Below are 20566 nucleotides of genomic sequence, written 5' to 3' on the forward strand. Positions count from 1 at the left end.
AACGCCTGCGTCCTTCCTGGGGAGGAAAAACATGGCGCCTCGTGTGCTCATTTCGGACGCTTTGTCGCCCGCCGCCATCGCTATTTTCAAGGAGCGCGGCGTCGAGGTCGATTTTCAGCCGGCGCTCGGCAAGGACAAGGAGAGGCTCGCCGCGATCATCGGCGATTATGACGGCCTCGCCATTCGCTCGGCCACCAAGGCCACCGCCAAGATCCTCGAAAACGCCAAAAAACTGCGGGTGATCGGCCGCGCCGGCATTGGCGTGGACAATGTCGATATTCCAGCCGCCACGGCGCGGGGCATCATCGTGATGAACACGCCCTTCGGCAATTCCATCACCACCGCCGAACACGCCATCGCCATGATGTTCGCGCTGGCGCGCGAGATCCCCGCCGCCGACGCCTCGACCCAGGCCGGCAAATGGGAGAAGAACCGCTTCATGGGCGTCGAGATCACCGGCAAGACGCTCGGGATCATCGGCTGCGGCAATATTGGCGCGATCGTCGCCGACCGCGCCATGGGCCTCAAAATGCGCGTGATCGCCTTCGATCCTTTCCTGTCGCCGGAGCGGGCCGTCAATCTAGGCGTGGAAAAAGTCGATCTGGACGAATTGCTCGCACGCGCCGATTTCATCACGCTGCATACGCCGATGACCGCCCAGACCAAGAACATCCTCTCGGCGGAAAATCTCGCCAGGACGAAAAAGGGCGTGCGCATCATCAATTGCGCGCGCGGCGGGCTGGTGGACGAGGCGGCGCTGCGGGCTGCGCTGGACACCGGCCATGTCGCGGGCGCGGCCTTCGACGTCTTTGTGGAAGAGCCCGCCGTTTCTAATCCGCTGTTTGGCCATCCCCATGTCGTCTGCACGCCGCATCTCGGCGCCGCGACCAATGAAGCGCAGGAGAATGTCGCCCTGCAGGTGGCCGAGCAGATGTCGGACTATCTGATGCGCGGCGCCATTTCGAATGCGGTGAACTTCCCCTCCATCACCGCCGAGGAAGCGCCGAGGCTCAGGCCCTTCATCGCGCTGGCGGAAAAACTCGGCTCCTTCGCCGGACAATTGACCGAGGCGGGCGTACGCAAGCTCACCATCACCTATGAGGGCCATGTCGGCGAACTCAAGACCAAGGCCCTGACCGCCGCCGCTCTCGCGGGCTTCCTGCGTCCGATGCTGGCGGATGTGAACGTGGTGTCCGCGCCGGTGGTGGCCAAGGAGCGCGGCATCGTCATCGACGAGGTCACGCGGGCGGCGGAGGGCGATTACGACTCGCTGATTTCGCTCAGCGTCGAGACGGAAAACGGCGATTTCTCTCTGTCCGGCGCCGTGTTCAACGATGGCAAGCCGCGCATTGTCGAAATCGGCGGCACGCGGGCGGAGGCCGAATTCGCGCCGTCGATGATCTATGTTTCCAACGAGGACAAACCCGGCTTCATCGGACGTTTCGCCACGCTGCTCGGCGAGGCTGGGGTGAATATCGCCACTTTCGCGCTCGGCCGCGACGCGGAAGGCGGCTCGGCGGTCGCCCTGGTTGGCATCGACGGCGAGGTTCCCGCGCCAGTCTTCGCCCTGACCCGCGCCCTGCCCGGCGTCAAGCGGGTCAAAGCCCTGAAATTTTAGCGCTATTCGAGCTATCGTTTCGGACAACTTGACTTCGCAACCGCAAATGTCCAGTTTCCGCCAGCCCCGCCCGGCCATTCCGGTCGGCGGGAGTCGCGGGTGCGCGCCCCCAAGACCGTAGCCCCAAGACTTTAGCCCTGAAGAGCCGGACCATGGCCTCCTATCTCGATTTCGAAAAACCCGTCGCCGAACTGGAAGCCAGGGTCGCAGATCTGCGGGCCTTGTCGGAGCGCGAGGATTCGCCCCCGATCGGCGAGGAGCTGGCCAAATTACAGGTCAAGGCCGCCAAGGCTCTGGCCGATCTTTACGCCAGCCTGACGCCCTGGCAGAAAACCCAGGTCGCGCGCCATCCGCAGCGCCCGCATTGCCTCGATTTCATCCGCGAATTGATCGAGGATTTCACGCCGCTCGCCGGCGACCGCAAATTCGCCGAGGACGAGGCGATGATTGGCGGCCTCGGACGCTTCCGCGGCCAGTCCGTCGCCATTCTCGGCCAGGAGAAGGGCTCCGACACCGAGTCCCGGCTCAAGCATAATTTCGGCATGGTCAAGCCGGAGGGCTATCGCAAGGCCGTGCGCATCATGGAGCTGGCAGGGCGCTTCGGCCTGCCTGTGCTCTCCTTCGTGGACACCGCCGGCGCCTTTCCCGGCGTCGAGGCCGAAGAGCGCGGACAGGCGGAGGCCATCGCCCGCGCCACCGAAGCCGCCCTAATCCTGCCGACGGCCAATATCGCCCTGGTGATCGGCGAAGGCGGCTCCGGCGGCGCGCTGGGCATCGCCGCCTGCAACAGCGTGCTGATGATGGAGCACGCCATTTATACGGTCGCCTCGCCGGAGGCCTCGGCCTCGATCCTGTGGCGCGACTCGCAGCGCGCGCAGGACGCCGCGACCAATATGAAGATTACCGCCCAAGATTTGCTTAAATTCGGCATTATCGATGGCATTGTCGCCGAACCTGTCGGCGGCGCCCATCGTGATCCCGCGGTCGCCATTCAGGCTGCGGGCGACGCCATGAGCAAGGCCTTGAAGCGTTTCTCGGGTCTGCCTCCGCAGAATGTGCGGTCGTTGCGCGAGGAAAAGTTTCTGGCGATGGGCCGCAAAGGCTGACGTTTCGCGCTTGATTCGCTTGCGTTTAAGGATTTCTTCACCATGGCGGCGGTTTCCCGCCGCTTGTTAATGGAAGATGAAAGCTTCATGGATTTAATTCCAGCGAAACGGCGCGAAGTCCTTCATGCTTTTTCAAACATGGTTTGGACGCGCCCCGCAGATCGATGGAACATGACCATGAGCGGCCTTTCTTTGTCCGTAGCGGCCCGCGCCCAGCGCAAGGCGCTTGTCGCGGGAGCGGCGATCGGACTCGCGGCGACGCTTTCCGGCTGCAACGAGGCGCATGACAACTCGCGCGCCATGCAGGCCGTGTCCCCGAAAATTCTCGCCGAAATGAACGAAAAGGGCGTGGCGCCGACCGCGCCGATCCTGATCCGCGCCTTCAAGAAGGAATCGGAGCTGGAAGTCTGGAAGATGCGGCCGGACGGAACCTATGTCCTGCTCAAGACCTTCCCGATCTGCCGCTGGTCCGGCCAGCTCGGCCCGAAGATCAAGGAAGGCGACCGCCAGTCGCCCGAGGGATTTTATTCCATCACCCCGGCGATGATGAATCCCAATTCGTCCTATTATCTCTCGTTCAATGTCGGCTATCCCAACGCCTATGACCGCGCCCATGGCGCGACCGGCGGATCGGTGATGGTGCATGGCATTTGCTCGTCGGCGGGCTGTTTCGCCATGACCGACGCCCAGATCGCCGATATCTACGCGCTCTCGCGCGATTCTTTCGCCGGCGGCCAGCGCTCGATCCAGCTGCAGGCCTATCCCTTCCACATGAACGCCCAGAATCTCGCCAAATACCGGCTGGATCCCAACATGCCGTTCTGGAAGGAGCTGAAGAAGGGCAATGACCATTTCGAGGCGAGCAAGCGCGACGTCTCGGTCAATGTCTGCAACAAGCATTATGTTTTCGGGGCCCAGGCTGACCCAACCCAGCCGATCGACGCCAGCGCGCCCTGCCCGCCGCTGAAATATGATTCCGAGGTCGAGACCAAGGTGGCGGCGATCGAGCGATCCGATTCCGCCGCCGTGGCCGAGATCGTCGCGAAGGGCGAGCGTCCCGTCCGCCTGGTGTATAGGGACGGCGCGCAGCATCCGGTCTTCGCCAATCGCGTCGCCGAAGTAAGCCGCCCGGACGCCCTCGTGCCGCCGCTCGAAGTCGCCCTCGACGAGCCGAAGAACCGTATCGCCGCTCCGACCCGCACCGCCTCAGCGCCCGCGAACGTCCTGCTGCTGGCCGAGGCTCAGGCCAGCTCCAAATCAAAGTCCGCGCCGGATCTGCGCACGTCCGCCCAGCAGCAATCATCCCTGCGCGCGCCGGTCGCCAAGATTTCCACTTTGCTTGGAGCGAACTGAGACTTTTTCGGGCGGCCCGGCCGCTTGATGCAGAAACATTAAACGCCGGATGGCCCCTGCCGTCCGGCGTTCTGCATTTTTGCCCTATCGACTCGCGATCACTCGTCTTCGCCGTCGGGCGCGGCCAAGCCGTTCACGCGGGCGGTCAGGGTCGGCGAGGCCTTGAAGGTCAGGACGCGCCGCGCGTCGATGGTCGCCTCGACGCCGTTGCGCGGGTTGCGGCCGATACGTTCGCGCTTGGCGCGGACGTTGAAGGCGCCGAAGGAGCGCAGCTTCACGGCTTCGTCGCGCAGCAGCGAACCGACGATTTCCTCGAGGGTCATTTCGAACAGGTCGCGCGCCTGAGCCCGCGACAGCGTAGGACAGGCGTTATAGACCGCGTCGAGCAAATCGGCCCGCGTGACGGTCTTGCGTCCGCCGCCGGCATCGCTCTGTTCCGCCTGCGCGCGCGGAGGCGCATAAGGCGAACCCAAGATCTTCTTGTTGCGCGTTGCGTCCATAAGACCCTCCGGCCCAGGCGGCGACTATCGCCAGTTCTGCATGAATTACAAATGAACAATCCGTAGGAGGGTTATGGCGCCATTGGTTTGCGCGAAAGTGGCTATGGTCATGTCTTGGGCCATGTCTTGCTGCAACCGGGGTCTTTCCAGTCGAAAACGAGGCAAAAAAGAAGGCCGCCCAGAGGCGGCCTTCTCATTATTGGATTGCGGAGAGGTCTGGATCAGAAATCCATGCCGCCCATGCCGCCGCCCGGAGGCATGGCGGGGCCGGCGTCCTTCTTCGGGGCTTCGACGATCGTCGCCTCGGTGGTGACGATCAGGCCCGCGATGGAGGCGGCGTCCTGGATGGCGGTGCGCACGACCTTGGTCGGGTCGATGATGCCCGACTTGACCATGTCGACATACTGGCCCGACTGGGCATCGAAGCCGAAGGCGTAGTCGGAGGACTCGAGCAGCTTGCCAACCACGACCGCGCCATCGGCGCCGGCGTTGTCGACGATCTGGCGGGCAGGAGCCTGGATCGCCTTGCGGACGATGTCCACGCCGGTCTTCTGGTCGCTATTGGTGGTGGCCACCGCGTCCAGAGCCTTGATCGAGCGCAGCAGAGCGACGCCGCCGCCGGGCGAAACGCCTTCTTCCACCGCAGCGCGGGTGGCGTTGAGGGCGTCCTCAACGCGGTCCTTCTTTTCCTTCACTTCGACTTCGGTCGCGCCGCCGACGCGGATGATCGCGACGCCGCCCGCGAGCTTGGCCAGGCGCTCCTGGAGCTTCTCGCGGTCATAGTCCGAGGTGGTTTCCTCGATCTGCGCCTTGATCTGGGCGATGCGGCCCTCGATGTCCTTCTTCTCGCCGGAACCGTCGACGATCGTGGTGTGCTCCTTGTCGAGGCGGACCTTCTTGGCGCGGCCCAGCATGGCGAGCGTCACGTTCTCGAGCTTGATGCCGACGTCTTCCGACACCACCGTGCCCGCGGTGAGGATGGCGATATCCTCCAGCATGGCCTTGCGGCGGTCGCCGAAGCCAGGCGCCTTGACGGCGGCGATCTTGAGGCCGCCACGCAGCTTGTTGACAACCAGGGTCGCCAGGGCTTCGCCTTCGACGTCTTCAGCGACGATCAGCAGCGGCTTGCCGGTCTGGACCACGGCTTCGAGAACCGGCAGCAGCGGCTGGAGGCTCGACAGCTTCTTCTCGTGGATGAGGATATAGGGATCCTCAAGCTCGGCGATCATCTTCTCGGCATTGGTCACGAAATAGGGCGAGAGATAGCCGCGGTCGAACTGCATGCCTTCGACGATGTCGGTCTCGGTCTCGAGGCTCTTGGCCTCTTCCACCGTGATGACGCCTTCATTGCCGACCTTCTGCATCGCCTTGGCGATTTCCGAGCCGATGAAATTGTCGCCATTGGCCGAAATCGTGCCGACCTGAGCGATCTCGTCGTTGGAGGTGACCTTCTTGGAGTTTTTCTTGAGGTCGGCGACGATGGCCTCGACGGCCAGATCGATGCCGCGCTTCAGATCCATCGGGTTGAGGCCGGCGGCGACCGCCTTGGCGCCTTCGCGCACGATCGAGGCGGCGAGAACCGTCGCGGTGGTGGTGCCGTCGCCGGCGATGTCGTTCTGCTTGGAAGCGACTTCGCGGACTAGCTGGGCGCCGAGGTTCTCGAATTTGTCAGCCAGTTCGATTTCCTTGGCGACGGTGACGCCGTCCTTGGTGATGCGCGGCGCGCCGAAAGACTTTTCGATCACGACATTGCGGCCCTTGGGGCCCAGGGTGACCTTCACCGCATTGGCGAGGATTTCGACGCCGCGCAGCAGACGGTCGCGCGCGTCGGTGGAGAAACGAACTTCTTTAGCAGCCATGAATCAAGCTCCTATGGGGATTGATGAGGGGAAGAAGGATCAGCCGACGATGCCGAGGATGTCGGATTCCTTCATGATCAGGAGGTCCTGACCGTCGATCTTGACTTCGGTGCCCGACCACTTGCCGAACAGCACGCGGTCGCCCGCCTTGACGTCGAGCGGGACGAGCTTGCCGGCTTCGTCGCGCGCGCCGGGGCCGACGGCGACGACTTCGCCTTCCTGGGGCTTTTCCTTGGCGGTATCGGGTATGATGATGCCGCCCTTGGTCTTTTCTTCGCCTTCGAGGCGCTTGACGACGACGCGGTCATGCAGGGGACGGAAGGCCATGGGGATGTCCTGTAGTTGGAGCCGGCGCGGCCCGAACGGCCGTGGGCTGGGAAAAGTGGGCCTGTTAGCACTCGCAACAGGAGAGTGCTAACAGGCTGGTGGCTAAATAGGGAAGGCGTCCGCGACTGTCAAGGCTGGCCGGCCTGCGGCGAAGCCTCAGTTAAGGGCGGCCACAAGACTTTCTTATCGACAAGCGCCTAGATTGGACGCATGTCATCCGGCGCACACATCATCGATCCGCGGACAGGACCCTCGGCATGAGCGTCGTTCTGACGTTTCTCGTCAACACGATCTTCAATCTGATCGTCGGCCTGATCGTCGCCAAATTTCTCGGCCCGGCGGAATATGGCAAATTCGCCCTCGCCATAGCCGTCATGGCTTTTGGCCAGGTCGTGGCGTTCGAATGGATCCGCCTGTGCGGCGTCCGCTTCTATTCGGAGCGGGCGCGGACCGAGACCCCGAAGGTAAGATCCACGCTCGACGCCGCCTTTCTGGCCGCCGCGCTGCTGTTCGTTCCTTTCGCGCTGGCGCTGGCCTTCCTGGGACCGGAATTTTCCCTGCCGCGCAAGCTGGTGGCCCTGGCCTTCGCGGCCTCCATCGCCAATGGCCTGTTCGACTTTCACACGGCGCTGGTGCGCGCCCGCTTCGACGACCGGCTCTATGTGCGGCTGATCGTGAGCAAGAACATCCTCGCCGTGCTCATGACCGCCGGCGGCGCCTGGGCCACCGGTTCGGCCACCGTCGCGGTCATCGCGGGCATGGCGAGCCTCATCGGCTCCATGCTGCTCTGGCACCCGGGCCTCAAGGATCGCGACGCGACGCTGGCGCAGGCCGAACCCCGCCTCGTCCGGCATTACGCCGGCTATGCGGCGCCGATCGTGGCCGCCATAGTCCTCTATCAGCTGATCCCGCTGGCCAATCGCGACCTCGTCGCGCGCTGGTACGGCTTCGCCGAAACCGGCCGTTTCGCGCTCGCCTATGATCTCGGCCTGCGCGCCGTGCAGGCGGTCGGCTCGGCGCTCGATGTGTTGCTGTTCCAGATCGCGGTGCGCGCGCATGATTCCCATGGCGAGGAAACGGCCAAGGCTCAGGTCGCGCAGAATATCGCCATCGTCTTCGCCATTCTCGCGCCGGCAAGCGTCGGACTCTGGATCGTGCTGCCCTCGGTCGAGGCCCTGATCGTGCCGCAGGCCTTTCGTGGCCCTTTCGCCCATTTCCTCAGCCTGATGCTGCCCGGCCTGTTCTGCTATGGCATGACGCAATTCGCGATCCATCCCATTTTCCAGATCAAGCAGAAGACCCTGCCGCTGGTGACGGCGGCGCTGGCCGCCTGCCTCGCCGATCCCCTGTTCATCCTCGTCCTGCCGCGCGGCGACGACGCCTCCGCCCTCGCCATTTCGCAAAGCCTCGCGCTCGCGGTCGGAATGTTCGTACTGATCGGCTTCGCCCAGGCCAATGCGCCGCAATGGCCGCGCGTCCGCGACCTCGCCCTGACCGTCCTCGGCTGCGCCGGCATGGCGGGGCTGGGCGTCCCCTTACGCGCGCTGCCCCCCGGTTTCGTCGTCATGCTGGCCCAAATCGCACTGTGCGGCAGCCTTTACGCGGTGATCGTCGCCCTCTTCGACGTCGCCGGCCTGCGCGGGGCGTTCGTCAAGAAAGTCAATCCAATCCTGGAGCAGCTTCGGCGCAAAGGTGGAATATTCAAACTTTTTTTACCATTATAACTTGAATAACCACAACATCAGGCAAAGCTTTTCATTAAATTTTTAGTGAATATACTTAGCTCCCAGATCGAGCATGGGAGAATCCGTCCGTGAAGTCGCGTTATTTTCTGAGCGCCGCCGCGTGCGGCCTCACCCTTTGCCTTGCGCCGCTCGCCCCGGCGCGAGCCCAGAATCTGGGCGGCGGCTTCATCGAATTTCTCGCCACCGGCGGCCAGATGGCGCCGCGCGGCTCCCAGCCGCGGCAACAGGCCGCCTATGCGCGGCCCAACGCCTATGCGCCCGCTGGCGTGATGATGAATCAACCCCCGGCCAACGCCATGCAGGCGTCGCTGGCGCCGGTTCAACCCAGCCGTGAAATCCCGCAGGAGCTGCTGCGCCGCGAAGTCGATTACCCCACAGGCCGCAGGGTCGGCTCAATCGTCATCGACACGCCCGGGCATTATCTCTATCTCGTCACCGCGCCCGGCCGCGCCATGCGCTACGGCATCGGCGTGGGCCGCCCCGGCTTCACCTGGTCCGGCCACAAGTCCATCAGCCGCAAGGCGGAATGGCCCGGCTGGACGCCGCCGCCCGAAATGCTCAAGCGCCGCCCGGACCTGCCACGCCATATGGAGGGCGGCCCGGAAAACCCGCTCGGCGCCCGCGCGCTTTACCTCGGCTCGTCGGTCTATCGCATCCACGGCACCAATGAGCCCTGGACCATCGGCCAAAACGTGTCCTCCGGCTGCATCCGCATGATGAACGACGACGTCATTGACCTTTACGAGCGCGTTCCCGTCGGCGCGCCGGTGGACGTTCTCTGACAGAGATCGCCGGACAAAAAGAAAACGGCGGGCCAAAAGCCCGCCGTTTTCTTGATGCGTCAGTGACGCTCAGGCGTCAGGCCTGGGCCTGAACCTCGACGGTCTTCTTGGCGATTTCGCGCTTCAGGCGGAGGGCGTCGACCGACAGTTCGGCTTCGCGGGCCTTGAGCAGGAAAGCGTCGAGACCGCCGCGATGCTCGACCGAGCGCAGGGCGGCGGCGGCGATGCGCAGGCGCACCGAACGCTTCAGCGAATCCGAAATCAACGAGACATTGACCAGATTCGGCAGGAACCGCGTGCGGGTCTTGTGGTTGGAATGGCTGACCAAATTGCCGGTCTGAACGGCCTTGCCGGTCAATTCGCAACGGCGGGACATGTGAACTTCCTTTCGATTCCTGAACGCGCCGGCCTTGAGCTGCGCCGGCATGCGCCGGAAAACCTGGGGCTGCGCCGGCATACGCCGGAAAAAACAAGGCCTTGCGGCCGAAATTCGTGAAACCGCCGTTTCATTGGCCGCCCCGGCGCGGGCTCGCGCCCATCCGGTAACAGCCCAACGCCGCAGGAACTCACATTCCGCGTCAGACGGTTCATGGAGGCGCGTCTATAAGCGAGCCTCCGGAAAAGGTCAAGGGCGCCCCGGCCGGAACGACGGCGAAAGCGCCGAATGGCGCCGCTTGCGGCCGGCGCTGGACGACCGACACGACGCACTCTAATTTAGCCGGAAAAAGAAACAGCGGAGACCATGCCCCGCAACCATTTCGATCCCATCGAACAGGAACGCCAATGAATCGCAAAAGCCTGAAGACTTCCGCTCTTCTCACGCTTTTCGCCCTGGCCATGGCCGGCGCCTCCAGTGCGCAGGCCTTTTCCGGCACATCCGCGCAGCGGCGCGCCTGCCATGACGACGCCATGCGGTTCTGCGGCCAGCATGTTCCGAATGTTCCCGCGATCACCGCCTGCATGGAGCGCAATCTCTCGCGGCTGTCTCGTCCCTGCCGCGCGTAATTCCGCTGAGCTTCGCCAGGCGTTCAGGTCGTCCGCCCGTCGCAATATTTTGCGAGCGCACGGGTGAAAACCTTTTCTCCGGGCGCCGCCCGCGCGAACAGGTCCATGCAGGAACAGAATTTCAGCCGGTCGGGGTCGCCGAAAATTTCCAGCAGCGTGCGGCCCTCGATGCGATTGACCAGCTCCGCACATTCCCGCAGGCGCGGACCCAACGCCGGATGGGCGAGATAGGCCCGCGCCTCGTCCATCGAGCCGATGGCGTAGAGCTGCGCCATGGCCGAAACGCCGAGGCCCGCGCCCTGCGGAAACACGAACCACATCCAGTGGCTGCGCTTGCGCCCCGCGCGCAATTCTTCGCGCACAGTCTCGTAAACGCCGTCCTGAGCGGCGACGAAGCGCTGGAGGTCGAAGGGATCGTCTTGGGCCATGGTCAAAAGCAAAACCCCGGCGAAGCGCCGGGGTTTCAAACTTTCCGCAACAAAGGCTGCAACTCATCAGCCGCTTGGGCGATCAGCCCTGGCGAGCCTTGTAGCGCTTCTGCGTCTTGTTGATGATGTAGACGCGGCCCTTGCGGCGAACCAGCTGGTTGTCGCGGTGGCGCGTGCGCAGGGACTTGAGGGAATTGCGGACTTTCATGACTAACCCCGGGACAATTGGCCGGGGTTCTCCCTCAGCCGAGAAATTGGAGCCGGTGCTATGCCAAATTTACGCGCATCAATCAACCCCCGCGCGGAATTTTAGCTGGGCCAGCGCCCGTCGCGCCGCTGGCTCCGGCGCCCGGCGCGGGCTAAAAGCCGTCCATGACTATGGCCGCAAGCGATTCGGTCTTCCGCGCGCCGCGCGTCCGGCGTGTCGCGCTGGCGGATTTCCGCTCCTATCCCGCGCTCGATCTGCGCCTCTCGTCCAATGTCGCGGCACTGGCCGGCGACAATGGCGCGGGCAAGACCAATCTGCTCGAGGCGCTCTCGCTGTTCACGCCCGGGCGGGGCTTGCGCCGCGCCGAATTGGCGGACCTCGCCCGCGAGGGCGGCGGCGGCGGCTTCGCCGTGTCGCTGGAACTCACCGGCGAGGCCGGCGGCCCGCTGCAACTCGGAACAGGCGCCGAAATCGGCGACAACGGCCTGCAGAAAAAATTCCGCATCGACCGCGAGCCCGTTTCCTCCTCGCGCGCCTTCGCCGATCATATCCGCATCGTCTGGCTCACCCCTTCCATGGACGGGCTGTTCACCGGCGCGGCTGGCGACCGCCGCCGTTTCCTCGACCGGCTCGTGCTGGCGGTGGACAGCGAGCACGGCGCCCGCGTCAACGCGCTGGAGCGCGCCTTGCGCAATCGCAACCGCCTGCTCGAGGAGCGGCGCGGCGAGAAAATCTGGCTCGACGCCGCCGAGCGCGAAATCGCCGAACTGGCGATCGCGGTGGCCGCCGCGCGGCGCGAGACGGTGGAGCGCCTCGCCGCCCTGATCGCCGCCGGACGCGACGACGATTCGCCTTTTCCCTGGGCCGAGATCGCGCTGGAAGGCGAAATCGACCGGCTGGTCGCCGAACGCCCCGCGCTCGAAGCGGAAGACTGTTTCCGCGCCCTCCTGCGCGACAATCGGGCGCGCGACGCCGCGGCGGGGCGCACGCTCACCGGCCCGCAGGCCAGCGACCTGATGGTGCGCCACGGCCCCAAGCAATGCGAGGCCCGCCGCGCCTCCACCGGCGAGCAGAAGGCCCTGCTGGTGGGGCTGGTGCTGGCCCATGCGCGGCTGGTCGCGGCGATGAGCGGCATCGCGCCCCTCGTGCTGCTGGATGAAATCGCTGCCCATTTCGATCCCTCGCGCCGCCGCGCCCTGTTCGACGCCCTGACGGCGTTGGGCGGCCAGATCTGGATGACCGGCGCCGATCTGGGCCTGTTCGAGGATCTGCGCGGCCGCGCCGATATTTTCGCGGTGGCGGGCGGCAAGATCGCCCCGGTTTCGCAGGACGAGAGCGCCGCATGAGCGAACTTCTGCCCGCCCGCCGCCTGCTCAAATTGGTGTTTGGCTTCGATGATTTCCGGCCCGGACAGGCCGAGATCGTCGAAGCCGTGCTGTCGGGCGACCCCGTGCTCGCGGTGATGCCGACCGGCAGCGGCAAAAGCCTGTGCTATCAGCTGCCGGCTTTGCTCGGAGAAGGGCTGACCCTCGTCGTCTCGCCGCTGATCGCCCTGATGCGCGACCAGGTCGGCCAGATGCGGGAACTGGGCCTCGCCGCCGCCAGCCTCAATTCCCAGACCGGCGAGGACGAGGCGCGCGACATCTGGACGCAAATCCGCTCCGGCGAGCTGAGACTGCTCTTTCTGTCGCCGGAACGGCTGGCCATGGACGGTCTGGTCGAGGCGCTTTCACGCGCCAATGTTCGGCGCGTGGCGGTCGACGAGGCGCATTGCATCTGCGCCTGGGGCCATGATTTCCGCCCCGAATATCGCATGATCCGCGAGGGCGTGGAAAAGCTCGGCCAGCCGCAGGTGATCGCCTTCACCGCCACCGCCGATCAGGCCATGCGGGCGGAGATCACCGAGCGCCTGTTCGACAAGACGCCGCAGATTTTCGTCCATTCCTTCGACCGGCCCAATATTTCGCTCACCTTCGCGGCCAAGGACCAGCCGCGCAAGCAATTGCAGAATTTTCTCGCGTCCCGGCGCGGCCAGAGCGGCATCGTCTATTGCGCCTCGCGCGCCGGGACGGAAAAGCTCAGCGATTTTTTCGCAGAGCAGGGTTTCGAGACGGTCGCCTATCACGCCGGGCTCGACCAGATGCGGCGCAACGCCAATCAGGACCGTTTTTTGCGCGAGGATGGCGTGGTGGCCTTCGCCACCGTCGCTTTCGGCATGGGTGTCAACAAGCCGGACGTGCGCTTCGTCGCCCACGCCGACATGCCCTCTTCCATCGAGGCCTATTATCAGGAAATCGGCCGCGCCGGACGCGACGGCCTGCCCGCCGACGCCTATGCGCTTTACGGGCTCGACGACATGGCCCTGCGCCGCCGCCAGATTGATGAAAAGCCCTTGCCCGACGAGCGCCGCCGCTTCGAACACCAGCGATTCAACGCCTTGGCCTCTCTCTGCGAGGCGGCCTCCTGCCGGCGAAAAACCCTGCTGGCCTATTTCAACGAGGAGGCGCCGCCCTGCGGGCGCTGCGACGTGTGTCTCGGACAGGTCGCCCTGCGCGATGGAACGGTCGAAGCGCAAAAGGCGCTTTCCGCCGTCTATCGCACCGGCCAAAGATTCGGCTCGGGCTATTTATGCGACTTGTTGACCGGCGCCGAAAACGAGGCTCTGCGCCGCAACGGCCATGATGCGCTGAAAACCTTTGGCGTCGGCGCCGATGTGTCGAAACAGCAATGGGCCTCGACCTTCCGCCAGCTTTTCGCGGCCGGCGCGCTCTGCTCGGCCAGCGCCGAACATGGCGGCTTCGCGCTGACGGAAAAGGGCGAGGCGATCCTGCTCGGCCGCGAAACCATGACCCTGCGCGCCGACCCGCCGCGCGAAAAAGCCGCGAAAAACTTTCCGCGCTCGGCGCAGCGTGGACAGGCGGCGGAGCATTCGGCGGATTCGACAGAGGCGAAAATTTTCGAGGCCTTGCGGAAATTGCGGCGCGACCTCGCCAAAGAGCAGGGCCTCGCCGCCTATATGATTTTCGCCGACAGGACGCTGCTGGAAATGGCCGAGCGCCGCCCGGCGCGCCTTGAGGATTTGCGCGCCATCCACGGCGTCGGCGAGCGCAAGATTGCACTTTATGGCGAGGTTTTCCTCGACGCTATTGCCCAGGCCGAGGCTTGAAACCGGACTTGCGCGAGAGATACGCGCCGGCCCTCTAAGAGGGCCGGGGCTAGGAGCGAACGCGACCTTCAGCCCGCGGGAGACGGGCGTCTTTCGACGCCCTATCGGAGCTGACGCGAGGGGCTCGCGCGCCGCGCGAAACAAAATTTAGTGCACGCTCACCGTGGCGAGCTTGTGCTCCCAGGCGTTGGCGACAGCGGCGTCCTTGCTGTCGGCCAGCACGATCGGATCGCCATTGGCGCCGAGCAGGGCAAACAGCTGCAGGCCGGGCTCGAGGCCCTCGATCTGCGGGAACAAAGCCTGCGCCTCTTCCGACTTGATCGGCCGGACATAGGCGATGGCGCCTTCGCCGAGATGGGCGAACTGGTCGGCGGTCAACGGGCCGAGGCCGGGATTTTCCAGATGATTATTCATTGTCTTCACCCTTTCCGCGCTCTCCCATGAGACGCGCACAGCGTGCGGACCAAAAGTTCAGCCCCGCACAGTGATCTCAATATTCTTAACGATCCGCTCCGGTTCGGGGCGAACAAGGTCCACCGACAGCAAGCCGTCGGCGAGATCGGCGCCAAGCACCTGCATCCCCTCCGCGAGGAGGAAGCTGCGCTGGAATTGGCGCGCGGCGATGCCGCGATGCAGGAATTGACGCTCGCGATCGTCCTGCTGGCGTCCCCGGATCACCAATTGGCCCTCCTCGAGAGTGATGGCCAGCTGATCCCGGCTGAAGCCCGCCACCGCCAAGGTGATCCGCAGGCGTTCCGGCAGATTGTCCTCGCGAGGCATTCGCTCGATATTATAGGGGGGATAGCCGTCCGAAGCGGTTCGAGTCACACGCTCCAGGGCTTTTTCAATATCGTCAAAGCCCAGCAGGAAGGGCGAATTCATCAAGGTCGGTCGCGACATTTCGAAGCCCTTTCAGGCGCCTCGTTGGTGTCGAGGGCCCGAAGCGCCCCCACGGCTCTCACCGCAGGATCGATATGGCGTCGCGGTTTTTTCTTTTCAAGGGTGGCAGCGGGAGCGGCGCCCACCGGACGCCAAATGCCGCCGCGCGAACGGTCCCTTATCTCTCAGCTGTCGGGCGGAATGTCGCGGCTCGAATGAGGCGCGACAAGGCGGTCCGTTACTCGAATGCGGCGGCAAAATGCGCGCGTCGCGCTTCATCGCTCAATTGAGAAAATTGCGCTTGGCTCATGTGGACGAGCGTCCTGTGATCGCCTCCTTCGAAGTAGATGTCGGTGGGATCGAAAAGGCTGGCCTCGGTCACTACGTCGAGCCCATAGCATTCGCCGATCGGAGGGACGGCGCCGTGAACACAATCGTCGAACAGCCGGTCGAGTTCTCGTTCGGTAGCCAACGCATATGGCTGACCGAGCGCCAGCTGTAGGCGTGATAAACTGATCCGTTGCGACGCCGGCAAAACAGCCAAAAGATAACCTTCACGCGACCTCACGACGACCGCCTTCGCCAGACAATCGGGAGAGACGTGACAAGCTTCAGCTGTGGACATCGTATCGTTAGTTGGCTGATGTTCCGTGATTTCGAAGCGAATCTGTTTGCGGGCGAGATATTTCTGCAACTTCGCGGAGACAGACATAACAACCTCCCTCGGCAGCCGGCGCGTGCATTCTGCGAGGGTCGTCGAACCACTTTCGGCGGCCGCATCAGGGCGTCCGGCTTCATGTTGGATATTTTTGAATTCTATCGCTTTGCTCGGCGCCGCGCAATCGTAATGCCCATTGGATGTCCCGAACGCTCGAGAATCGCGCCTCCTACGCGTTGGCGAGAGGTGCTGAACAATGGCCGCGGATGGAGCAACTTTGCCCTTGCCGTCGACGTTCACGGATTTCCGCGATCCGCCGAGAGCTGACCCGCTCGGCGGACAGCATGCGTCGGGAGCCAGCCGCCTTACGCCCCATTGGCGCCCATCACAACATGCTGGGCAGTACGCGGTCCGGCGGGCGATGGCCGTCCATAAAGGTCTTCACATTGATGATGACCTTCTCGCCCATGTCGATGCGGCCTTCCAGCGTCGCCGAACCCATATGCGGCAGCAGCGTCACCTTGCCGGCTTCGGCCAGTTTCAGCAGGCGCGGCGCCACCGCCGGCTCGTGCTCGAACACATCGAGACCGGCGCCGGACAGCTCGCCCGCCTCCAGCATGCGGATCAGCGCGTTCTGGTCGATGATCTCGCCGCGCGCCGTGTTCACGATGATCGCGCTGGAATGAAGATTTTTCAGCCGGCGCGCCGACAGCAGGTGGAAGGTCGCCGGAGTCTGCGGACAGTTCACCGAAACAATATCCACGCGCGACAGCATCTGGTCGAGCGATTCGTGGAAGGTCGCGCCGAGCTCCTGCTCGATCCCGGGAGCGACCGGGCGGCGGTTGTGGTAGTGGATCGAAAGGCCGAAGGCCTTGGCGCGGCGGGCGACGGCCTGGCCGATGCGCCCCATGCCGATGATGCCCAGCTTCTTGCCGGTGATGCGATGGCCGAGCATCCAGGTCGGAGACCAGCCGTTCCAGCCGCCGCCGACCAGCGCGCCCGCGCCCTCGACGATGCGGCGGGACACGGCGACGATCAGGCCCATGGTCATGTCGGCGGTGTCTTCCGTCAGCACGCCCGGCGTGTTGGTGACGGTGATGCCGCGCCGCAGGGCGGAGGTGACGTCGACATTATCGACGCCATTGCCGAAATTGGCGATCAGCTTCAGCTTTTCGCCGGACTGCGCGATCAGATGGGCGTCAATGCGGTCGGTAATGGTCGGGACGAGGACGTCGGCGGCGCGCATCGCCTCGGCGAGTTCGGCCTGCGTCATGGGCGTGTCGGTTTCGTTGAACCGGGCGTCGAACAATTCGCGCATGCGCGATTCGACCTGTTCGGGAAGCTTGCGGGTGACGATGACGATCGGCTTGGCTTTGCCCATGGAAACCCCGTACCTCCCTCGGCAGGCCGACCGAATGCGCGCCCGCCGCGCCGGCCTATACCAGTCATTAACAATGATCGGGCCACAAAGGATTGACCATAATCAAACCCGGCGCCCGACGCTCCTGCTTCCTAGCAGATGCCTTGGCAAAAACAAGGACGGCGATCCGCCAGCGGCCACACCGGCCGAGAGGCGCGGGACAGAGGAATAAGGCGTCATGGCGAATGGACCGCTCTCGATTTTTTCGCTTGCCATCCCCCGGATGCGCCGCGTTCGCGCGCTCGCGGCCGGTTTTTTGGGCGCATTCCTGATTCTCGGCCCGCAAACGGCGGAGGCGCAGCAAGCGGTCGGCCCCGCGACCGGCCTGCCTGTGCCGCGATATGTGAGCCTAAAGTCCGATCACGTGAATTTGCGCGAAGGCCCTTCCAAGGACCACGCCACCAAATGGATCTACCAGCGCGCCGGCCTGCCCGTTGAAATCACCGCCGAATATGAGACCTGGCGCCGAATTCGTGACTCGGAAGGCTCCGAGGGCTGGGTGTTGCATTCCCTGCTCTCCGGCAAGAGGAGCGCCCTGATCGCGCCCTGGAAAAAGGACGCCCCGCCTTTCCCCCTGCGCGCGGAGCCGCAGGAGAGTTCCAACATCGTCGCCAAGCTCGCGCCTGGCGTCATCGCCAGCGTCAAGAAATGCGACGGAAGCTGGTGCCGCCTGAAGGGCGATCGCTATGACGGCTATATGTCGCAGACCCTGCTCTGGGGCGTTTATCCGGGCGAAAAGGTCGAATAGGGCGCGAATCAGCGCGCGTCGAGCCGGAATTCCAGCCTTTGTGTCACGGAAGCGTCGCCCTCCCAGGCGCGCCAGTTCTTGGCGCGGATCGCGAGGAGTCCGGGCTGCTTGATAGCGACTGTCAGGTCGCGCGCTCCGGAACCGCCGGGCATGGGCTGCGCGCCCGACCCGCCAGCCGGCGTCCAGCGATCGGCGACAACCGCCGCCGCCGTGGACGGATCGAGCGTGACCGACCATGTGTAGCCGGTGGAGGGATTTTCGATCAGCCGCAACTCGATCGTCTTGCCGACGGCGACGACGCGCGGCGCATTGGCGTCGGCCTCGGTCAGCACGGTCGCGGCGAATCCCGGCGACGCGAAAGCACACAGGCAGAGCAATGCCGCCAAAAAATTTCTCGCCTGTTTCATTGCGCTCTTGCCCCCGAGAGAAACCCGCGCGGCGGTCAGTAATCCACGCCAATCAGATAAAGCCCTGCGGCGGGCGCGACCTGGCCGCAGCGGGCGCGGTCGCAAGACTCCAGCGCAGCCTGCAAATCCTCGGCGCGCCATTTGCCGGAGCCGACATGCTCCAGCGACCCGACCATGGAACGCACCTGCCGGTGCAAAAAGGCGCGCGCGCTGGCGTAGACGTGAATTTCGTCGCCCTGTCGCCGCACGTCCAGCCGGTCCAGCGTGCGCACCGGATTTTCCGCCTGGCAATCGGCGTCGCGAAAGGTCGAGAAATCATGGCGGCCGAGCAGAAGTTGCGCCGCCTCGTGCATGGCCTGCGAATCGAGCCGCCGCTTCACCAGCCAGGCGTTGCCGGAATCGAAAGTCAGGGGCGCCCGGCGATTGACGATGCGATAGAGATAATGCCGCGCCTTGGCTGAGAAGCGGGCGTCGAAATCGTCCGCGACTGCTTCGGCCAGCAGAATCGCCACCTTTTCCGGCCGCATCTGCGCGTTCAGCGCCTCGCGCAGCTTGTCCGGCCGCCATTCGCGCGACAGATCGACATGGCCGACCTGCGCCGAAGCATGGACGCCCGCATCGGTGCGCCCGGCGCCGCGCAAGCCGCCGGGCGCGGGGTCGAGCCGGGCCAGCGCGCGCTCGATCACTTCCTGAACTGAAAGCCCGTTCGCCTGCCGCTGCCAGCCGACATAATCGGTCCCGTCATATTCGATGACGAGCTTATATCTGGGCATCTAGTTCGGCGTTCTGCGCTGGGACCAAGATCGCGCCGGGAACGAGCCGGGCGCCGCGCAAAAATTCCTCGCCTGAAACCGGACCGCGCCCGGCCCGCTGGACTTCAACCAGCCGCAGCGCGCCCTCGCCGCAGGCGACGCGCGCCGTCTCGTCGAGAATTTCGCCGGGTTTGCCCGCGCCATCCACGAGGGCGGAACGCAGGATCTTCACGCGTTCAAAACCCTTGCCGAAATCCATTTCGAAAAAGGCGCCGGGGAAGGGCGAAAGGCCGCGAATGAGATTGTGCAGGATGGAAGCCGGATGCGCGAAATCGACTCGCGCCTCGGCCTTGTCGATCTTTTTGGCGTAAACCACGCCGTCTTCGGATTGCGGCTGGAATTGCAGCCCGCCGCGTTCGAGGGCGGCCAGCGCGCGCCCGATCAGATCGGCGCCAAGGACCGACAGCCGGTCATGGGCCTCGCCGGCGGTCATGTCGGGCGTGATTGTCAGTTTTTCGGCCATGGCGATGCGGCCGGTGTCCAACCCCTCCTCCATTTTCATGACCTCGACGCCGGTCTCGCGGTCGCCGGCCATGATCGCGCGCTGGATTGGCGCGGCGCCGCGCCAGCGCGGCAGCAGCGAGCCGTGAAGGTTGAGACAGCCATACGCCGGGGCGTCGAGCGCCGCTTTGGGCAGGATGAGGCCATAAGCGACCACAACCGCGACATCGGCCTCGAAGGCCCGGAACTGCTCGATCGTCTCGGGATCGCGGAAGCTTTTCGGCGTCAGGACGGTCAAGCCATAGCGTTCCGCCGCCGCGTGAACCGGCGAGGGCGTCAGCTCCAGACCGCGCCGCCCGGCGGCTTTGGGCGCGCGCGTATAGACCGCGACAATCTCATGGCCGCGCCCAAAGATTTCAGCCAGCGGCGCCAGCGCGAAATCCGGCGTGCCCATGAAAATGACGCGCATGGATCAACCCTGCTTTTCGCGGATTTCCGGGCCTCGTTCCGCCTTTGGCGCGGCGGGTTCGCTGTTACGAGCGGCCTTGGCGTATTTCTTGATCGCCCGCTCGCGCTTCAGGCGCGACAGATGGTCGATGAATAATTTGCCGTCGAGATGGTCGATCTCGTGCTGGAGGCAGGTCGCGAGCAGGCCCTCGGCCTCGATCTCGCGCCGCTCATTATTGCGGTCCAGAAAGCGCACGCGAATCTTCGCCGGGCGGTTCACTTCCTCGTAATAATCCGGCACCGAGAGACAGCCCTCCTCATAGACGGAGGTCTCTTCGGAGCGGGTGAGGATTTCCGGATCGGCGAAGAATTGCGGGGCCGCCTCCTCGTCCTGCTTGGCCAGATCGATCACGAGAACGCGCTTCGCGACGCCGATCTGGATCGCGGCGAGGCCGATGCCCGGCGCGTCATACATCGTCTCCAGCATGTCATCCATCAAGGCGCGCACCGAATCGTCCACGACGCCGACTTTTTCGCTGACGGCGCGCAGTTTGGGATCGGGCAGGCACAGGATCGGACGAATAGCCATGGATTTGCGGACTCTAGCAGTTATCGGCCCCTGAGATAAGGGCAGCCGCCGCCAGCGTCAAATGGCCT

23 protein-coding genes are annotated in these 20566 nt (G+C 64.5%); 9 read left to right on the plus strand and 14 right to left on the minus strand.

Annotated elements, in window-relative coordinates:
- The first annotated feature begins 31 nt into the window (after positions 1-31).
- The 3 genes from serA to QZ409_RS13085 all read left to right on the plus strand — a co-directional run bounded on the left by serA (position 32) and on the right by QZ409_RS13085 (position 4077).
- A complete protein-coding gene (gene serA, locus QZ409_RS13075) occupies positions 32-1618 on the plus strand; it encodes a phosphoglycerate dehydrogenase (protein WP_296711931.1) in 1587 nt (528 codons plus the stop codon).
- 152 nt (positions 1619-1770) lie between these two features.
- Positions 1771-2724 (plus strand): acetyl-CoA carboxylase carboxyltransferase subunit alpha, encoded by a 954-nt coding sequence (locus QZ409_RS13080; RefSeq protein ID WP_296711934.1) that lies wholly within the window; start codon positions 1771-1773, stop codon positions 2722-2724.
- A gap of 177 nt (positions 2725-2901) precedes the next feature.
- On the plus strand, positions 2902-4077 hold the full coding sequence (locus QZ409_RS13085) for a murein L,D-transpeptidase family protein (protein ID WP_296711937.1): 1176 nt from the start codon (positions 2902-2904) through the stop codon (positions 4075-4077).
- 98 nt (positions 4078-4175) lie between these two features.
- On the opposite strand, the gene QZ409_RS13090 is transcribed toward QZ409_RS13085, so the two are convergent.
- The 3 genes from QZ409_RS13090 to groES form a co-directional block, all read right to left on the minus strand.
- On the minus strand, positions 4176-4577 hold the full coding sequence (locus tag QZ409_RS13090) for an integration host factor subunit alpha (protein ID WP_296711941.1): 402 nt from the start codon (positions 4575-4577) through the stop codon (positions 4176-4178).
- A 221-nt stretch (positions 4578-4798) separates the two neighbouring features.
- Positions 4799-6436, minus strand: coding sequence for a chaperonin GroEL (groL, locus tag QZ409_RS13095; RefSeq protein ID WP_296711944.1), 1638 nt, complete (start codon positions 6434-6436; stop codon positions 4799-4801).
- 39 nt (positions 6437-6475) lie between these two features.
- Complete coding sequence (gene groES, locus QZ409_RS13100) at positions 6476-6763, minus strand: co-chaperone GroES (protein ID WP_296711947.1); 288 nt, start codon at positions 6761-6763, stop codon at positions 6476-6478.
- A 257-nt stretch (positions 6764-7020) separates the two neighbouring features.
- Between groES and QZ409_RS13105 the strand changes: the two genes are divergently transcribed.
- Both QZ409_RS13105 and QZ409_RS13110 read left to right on the plus strand, forming a co-directional pair.
- Entirely contained in the window at positions 7021-8487 is a 1467-nt protein-coding gene (locus tag QZ409_RS13105; RefSeq protein WP_296711950.1) for a lipopolysaccharide biosynthesis protein, read from the plus strand.
- Between the two features lie 89 nt (positions 8488-8576).
- Entirely contained in the window at positions 8577-9290 is a 714-nt protein-coding gene (locus tag QZ409_RS13110) for a L,D-transpeptidase (RefSeq protein WP_296711952.1), read from the plus strand.
- 76 nt (positions 9291-9366) lie between these two features.
- Here QZ409_RS13110 and rpmB read toward each other — a convergent pair whose 3' ends face one another.
- A complete protein-coding gene (gene rpmB, locus QZ409_RS13115) occupies positions 9367-9666 on the minus strand; it encodes a 50S ribosomal protein L28 (RefSeq protein WP_296711955.1) in 300 nt (99 codons plus the stop codon).
- A 407-nt stretch (positions 9667-10073) separates the two neighbouring features.
- Between rpmB and QZ409_RS13120 the strand changes: the two genes are divergently transcribed.
- Complete coding sequence (locus tag QZ409_RS13120; protein ID WP_296711958.1) at positions 10074-10295, plus strand: hypothetical protein; 222 nt, start codon at positions 10074-10076, stop codon at positions 10293-10295.
- Between the two features lie 23 nt (positions 10296-10318).
- Here QZ409_RS13120 and QZ409_RS13125 read toward each other — a convergent pair whose 3' ends face one another.
- Positions 10319-10723 carry a DUF1810 domain-containing protein gene (locus tag QZ409_RS13125; RefSeq protein ID WP_296712247.1) on the minus strand — a complete coding sequence of 135 codons (405 nt, stop codon included), beginning with the start codon at positions 10721-10723 and terminating at the stop codon, positions 10319-10321.
- Positions 10724-10805: 82 nt separating this feature from the next.
- Positions 10806-10931, minus strand: coding sequence for a type B 50S ribosomal protein L36 (gene ykgO, locus QZ409_RS13130; RefSeq protein WP_088521155.1), 126 nt, complete (start codon positions 10929-10931; stop codon positions 10806-10808).
- 164 nt (positions 10932-11095) lie between these two features.
- Between ykgO and recF the strand changes: the two genes are divergently transcribed.
- Together recF and recQ are read left to right on the plus strand one after the other, a co-directional pair.
- Positions 11096-12277, plus strand: coding sequence for a DNA replication/repair protein RecF (gene recF, locus QZ409_RS13135; protein WP_296711970.1), 1182 nt, complete (start codon positions 11096-11098; stop codon positions 12275-12277).
- Positions 12274-14097, plus strand: coding sequence for a DNA helicase RecQ (gene recQ / locus QZ409_RS13140; RefSeq protein ID WP_296711973.1), 1824 nt, complete (start codon positions 12274-12276; stop codon positions 14095-14097). The genes recF and recQ overlap by 4 nt, the downstream gene beginning before the upstream one ends.
- Positions 14098-14244: 147 nt before the next feature.
- Here recQ and QZ409_RS13145 read toward each other — a convergent pair whose 3' ends face one another.
- The 4 genes from QZ409_RS13145 to QZ409_RS13160 all read right to left on the minus strand — a co-directional run bounded on the left by QZ409_RS13145 (position 14245) and on the right by QZ409_RS13160 (position 17015).
- Positions 14245-14511, minus strand: coding sequence for a DUF1150 domain-containing protein (locus QZ409_RS13145; protein WP_296711976.1), 267 nt, complete (start codon positions 14509-14511; stop codon positions 14245-14247).
- A gap of 57 nt (positions 14512-14568) precedes the next feature.
- Entirely contained in the window at positions 14569-14997 is a 429-nt protein-coding gene (locus tag QZ409_RS13150; RefSeq protein WP_296711979.1) for an Hsp20 family protein, read from the minus strand.
- A gap of 217 nt (positions 14998-15214) precedes the next feature.
- A complete protein-coding gene (locus tag QZ409_RS13155; RefSeq protein WP_296711983.1) occupies positions 15215-15934 on the minus strand; it encodes a YbaK/EbsC family protein in 720 nt (239 codons plus the stop codon).
- Between the two features lie 85 nt (positions 15935-16019).
- A complete protein-coding gene (locus QZ409_RS13160) occupies positions 16020-17015 on the minus strand; it encodes a D-glycerate dehydrogenase (RefSeq protein WP_296711986.1) in 996 nt (331 codons plus the stop codon).
- A 217-nt stretch (positions 17016-17232) separates the two neighbouring features.
- Here QZ409_RS13160 and QZ409_RS13165 point away from each other — a divergent pair, with 217 nt between their 5' ends.
- Entirely contained in the window at positions 17233-17802 is a 570-nt protein-coding gene (locus tag QZ409_RS13165) for an SH3 domain-containing protein (RefSeq protein ID WP_296711988.1), read from the plus strand.
- A gap of 8 nt (positions 17803-17810) precedes the next feature.
- Here the strand turns inward: QZ409_RS13165 and QZ409_RS13170 are convergent, their stop codons facing one another.
- The 4 genes from QZ409_RS13170 to def are packed head-to-tail and all read right to left on the minus strand — an operon-like array spanning position 17811 to position 20498.
- The gene (locus QZ409_RS13170; protein ID WP_296711993.1) at positions 17811-18209 is read right to left on the minus strand and encodes a protease inhibitor I42 family protein; all 399 of its coding nucleotides are present in this window, start codon (positions 18207-18209) and stop codon (positions 17811-17813) included.
- A 35-nt stretch (positions 18210-18244) separates the two neighbouring features.
- The gene (gene truA, locus QZ409_RS13175) at positions 18245-18982 is read right to left on the minus strand and encodes a tRNA pseudouridine(38-40) synthase TruA (protein WP_296711996.1); all 738 of its coding nucleotides are present in this window, start codon (positions 18980-18982) and stop codon (positions 18245-18247) included.
- On the minus strand, positions 18969-19931 hold the full coding sequence (gene fmt / locus QZ409_RS13180; protein ID WP_296711998.1) for a methionyl-tRNA formyltransferase: 963 nt from the start codon (positions 19929-19931) through the stop codon (positions 18969-18971). Before fmt ends, truA begins: the two co-directional genes overlap by 14 nt.
- Before the next feature lie 3 nt (positions 19932-19934).
- A complete protein-coding gene (gene def, locus QZ409_RS13185) occupies positions 19935-20498 on the minus strand; it encodes a peptide deformylase (RefSeq protein WP_296712000.1) in 564 nt (187 codons plus the stop codon).
- Positions 20499-20566: the final 68 nt, after the last annotated feature.

Source organism: Rhodoblastus sp. (assembly GCF_019449565.1).
Classification (GTDB): domain Bacteria; phylum Pseudomonadota; class Alphaproteobacteria; order Rhizobiales; family Beijerinckiaceae; genus Rhodoblastus.

Bases quoted from the DNA above. Each gene is read 5' to 3' on its own strand.
- serA (WP_296711931.1), top strand. From the start codon at position 32: ATGGCGCCTCGTGTGCTCATTTCGGACGCTTTGTCGCCCGCCGCCATC.
- QZ409_RS13080 (WP_296711934.1), top strand. From the start codon at position 1,771: ATGGCCTCCTATCTCGATTTCGAAAAACCCGTCGCCGAACTGGAAGCC.
- QZ409_RS13085 (WP_296711937.1), top strand. From the start codon at position 2,902: ATGAGCGGCCTTTCTTTGTCCGTAGCGGCCCGCGCCCAGCGCAAGGCG.
- QZ409_RS13090 (WP_296711941.1), bottom strand. From the start codon at position 4,577: ATGGACGCAACGCGCAACAAGAAGATCTTGGGTTCGCCTTATGCGCCT.
- groL (WP_296711944.1), bottom strand. From the start codon at position 6,436: ATGGCTGCTAAAGAAGTTCGTTTCTCCACCGACGCGCGCGACCGTCTG.
- groES (WP_296711947.1), bottom strand. From the start codon at position 6,763: ATGGCCTTCCGTCCCCTGCATGACCGCGTCGTCGTCAAGCGCCTCGAA.
- QZ409_RS13105 (WP_296711950.1), top strand. From the start codon at position 7,021: ATGAGCGTCGTTCTGACGTTTCTCGTCAACACGATCTTCAATCTGATC.
- rpmB (WP_296711955.1), bottom strand. From the start codon at position 9,666: ATGTCCCGCCGTTGCGAATTGACCGGCAAGGCCGTTCAGACCGGCAAT.
- QZ409_RS13120 (WP_296711958.1), top strand. From the start codon at position 10,074: ATGAATCGCAAAAGCCTGAAGACTTCCGCTCTTCTCACGCTTTTCGCC.
- QZ409_RS13125 (WP_296712247.1), bottom strand. From the start codon at position 10,723: ATGGCCCAAGACGATCCCTTCGACCTCCAGCGCTTCGTCGCCGCTCAG.
- ykgO (WP_088521155.1), bottom strand. From the start codon at position 10,931: ATGAAAGTCCGCAATTCCCTCAAGTCCCTGCGCACGCGCCACCGCGAC.
- recF (WP_296711970.1), top strand. From the start codon at position 11,096: ATGACTATGGCCGCAAGCGATTCGGTCTTCCGCGCGCCGCGCGTCCGG.
- recQ (WP_296711973.1), top strand. From the start codon at position 12,274: ATGAGCGAACTTCTGCCCGCCCGCCGCCTGCTCAAATTGGTGTTTGGC.
- QZ409_RS13145 (WP_296711976.1), bottom strand. From the start codon at position 14,511: ATGAATAATCATCTGGAAAATCCCGGCCTCGGCCCGTTGACCGCCGAC.
- QZ409_RS13150 (WP_296711979.1), bottom strand. From the start codon at position 14,997: ATGTCGCGACCGACCTTGATGAATTCGCCCTTCCTGCTGGGCTTTGAC.
- QZ409_RS13160 (WP_296711986.1), bottom strand. From the start codon at position 17,015: ATGGGCAAAGCCAAGCCGATCGTCATCGTCACCCGCAAGCTTCCCGAA.
- QZ409_RS13165 (WP_296711988.1), top strand. From the start codon at position 17,233: ATGGCGAATGGACCGCTCTCGATTTTTTCGCTTGCCATCCCCCGGATG.
- QZ409_RS13170 (WP_296711993.1), bottom strand. From the start codon at position 18,209: ATGAAACAGGCGAGAAATTTTTTGGCGGCATTGCTCTGCCTGTGTGCT.
- truA (WP_296711996.1), bottom strand. From the start codon at position 18,982: ATGCCCAGATATAAGCTCGTCATCGAATATGACGGGACCGATTATGTC.
- fmt (WP_296711998.1), bottom strand. From the start codon at position 19,931: ATGCGCGTCATTTTCATGGGCACGCCGGATTTCGCGCTGGCGCCGCTG.
- def (WP_296712000.1), bottom strand. From the start codon at position 20,498: ATGGCTATTCGTCCGATCCTGTGCCTGCCCGATCCCAAACTGCGCGCC.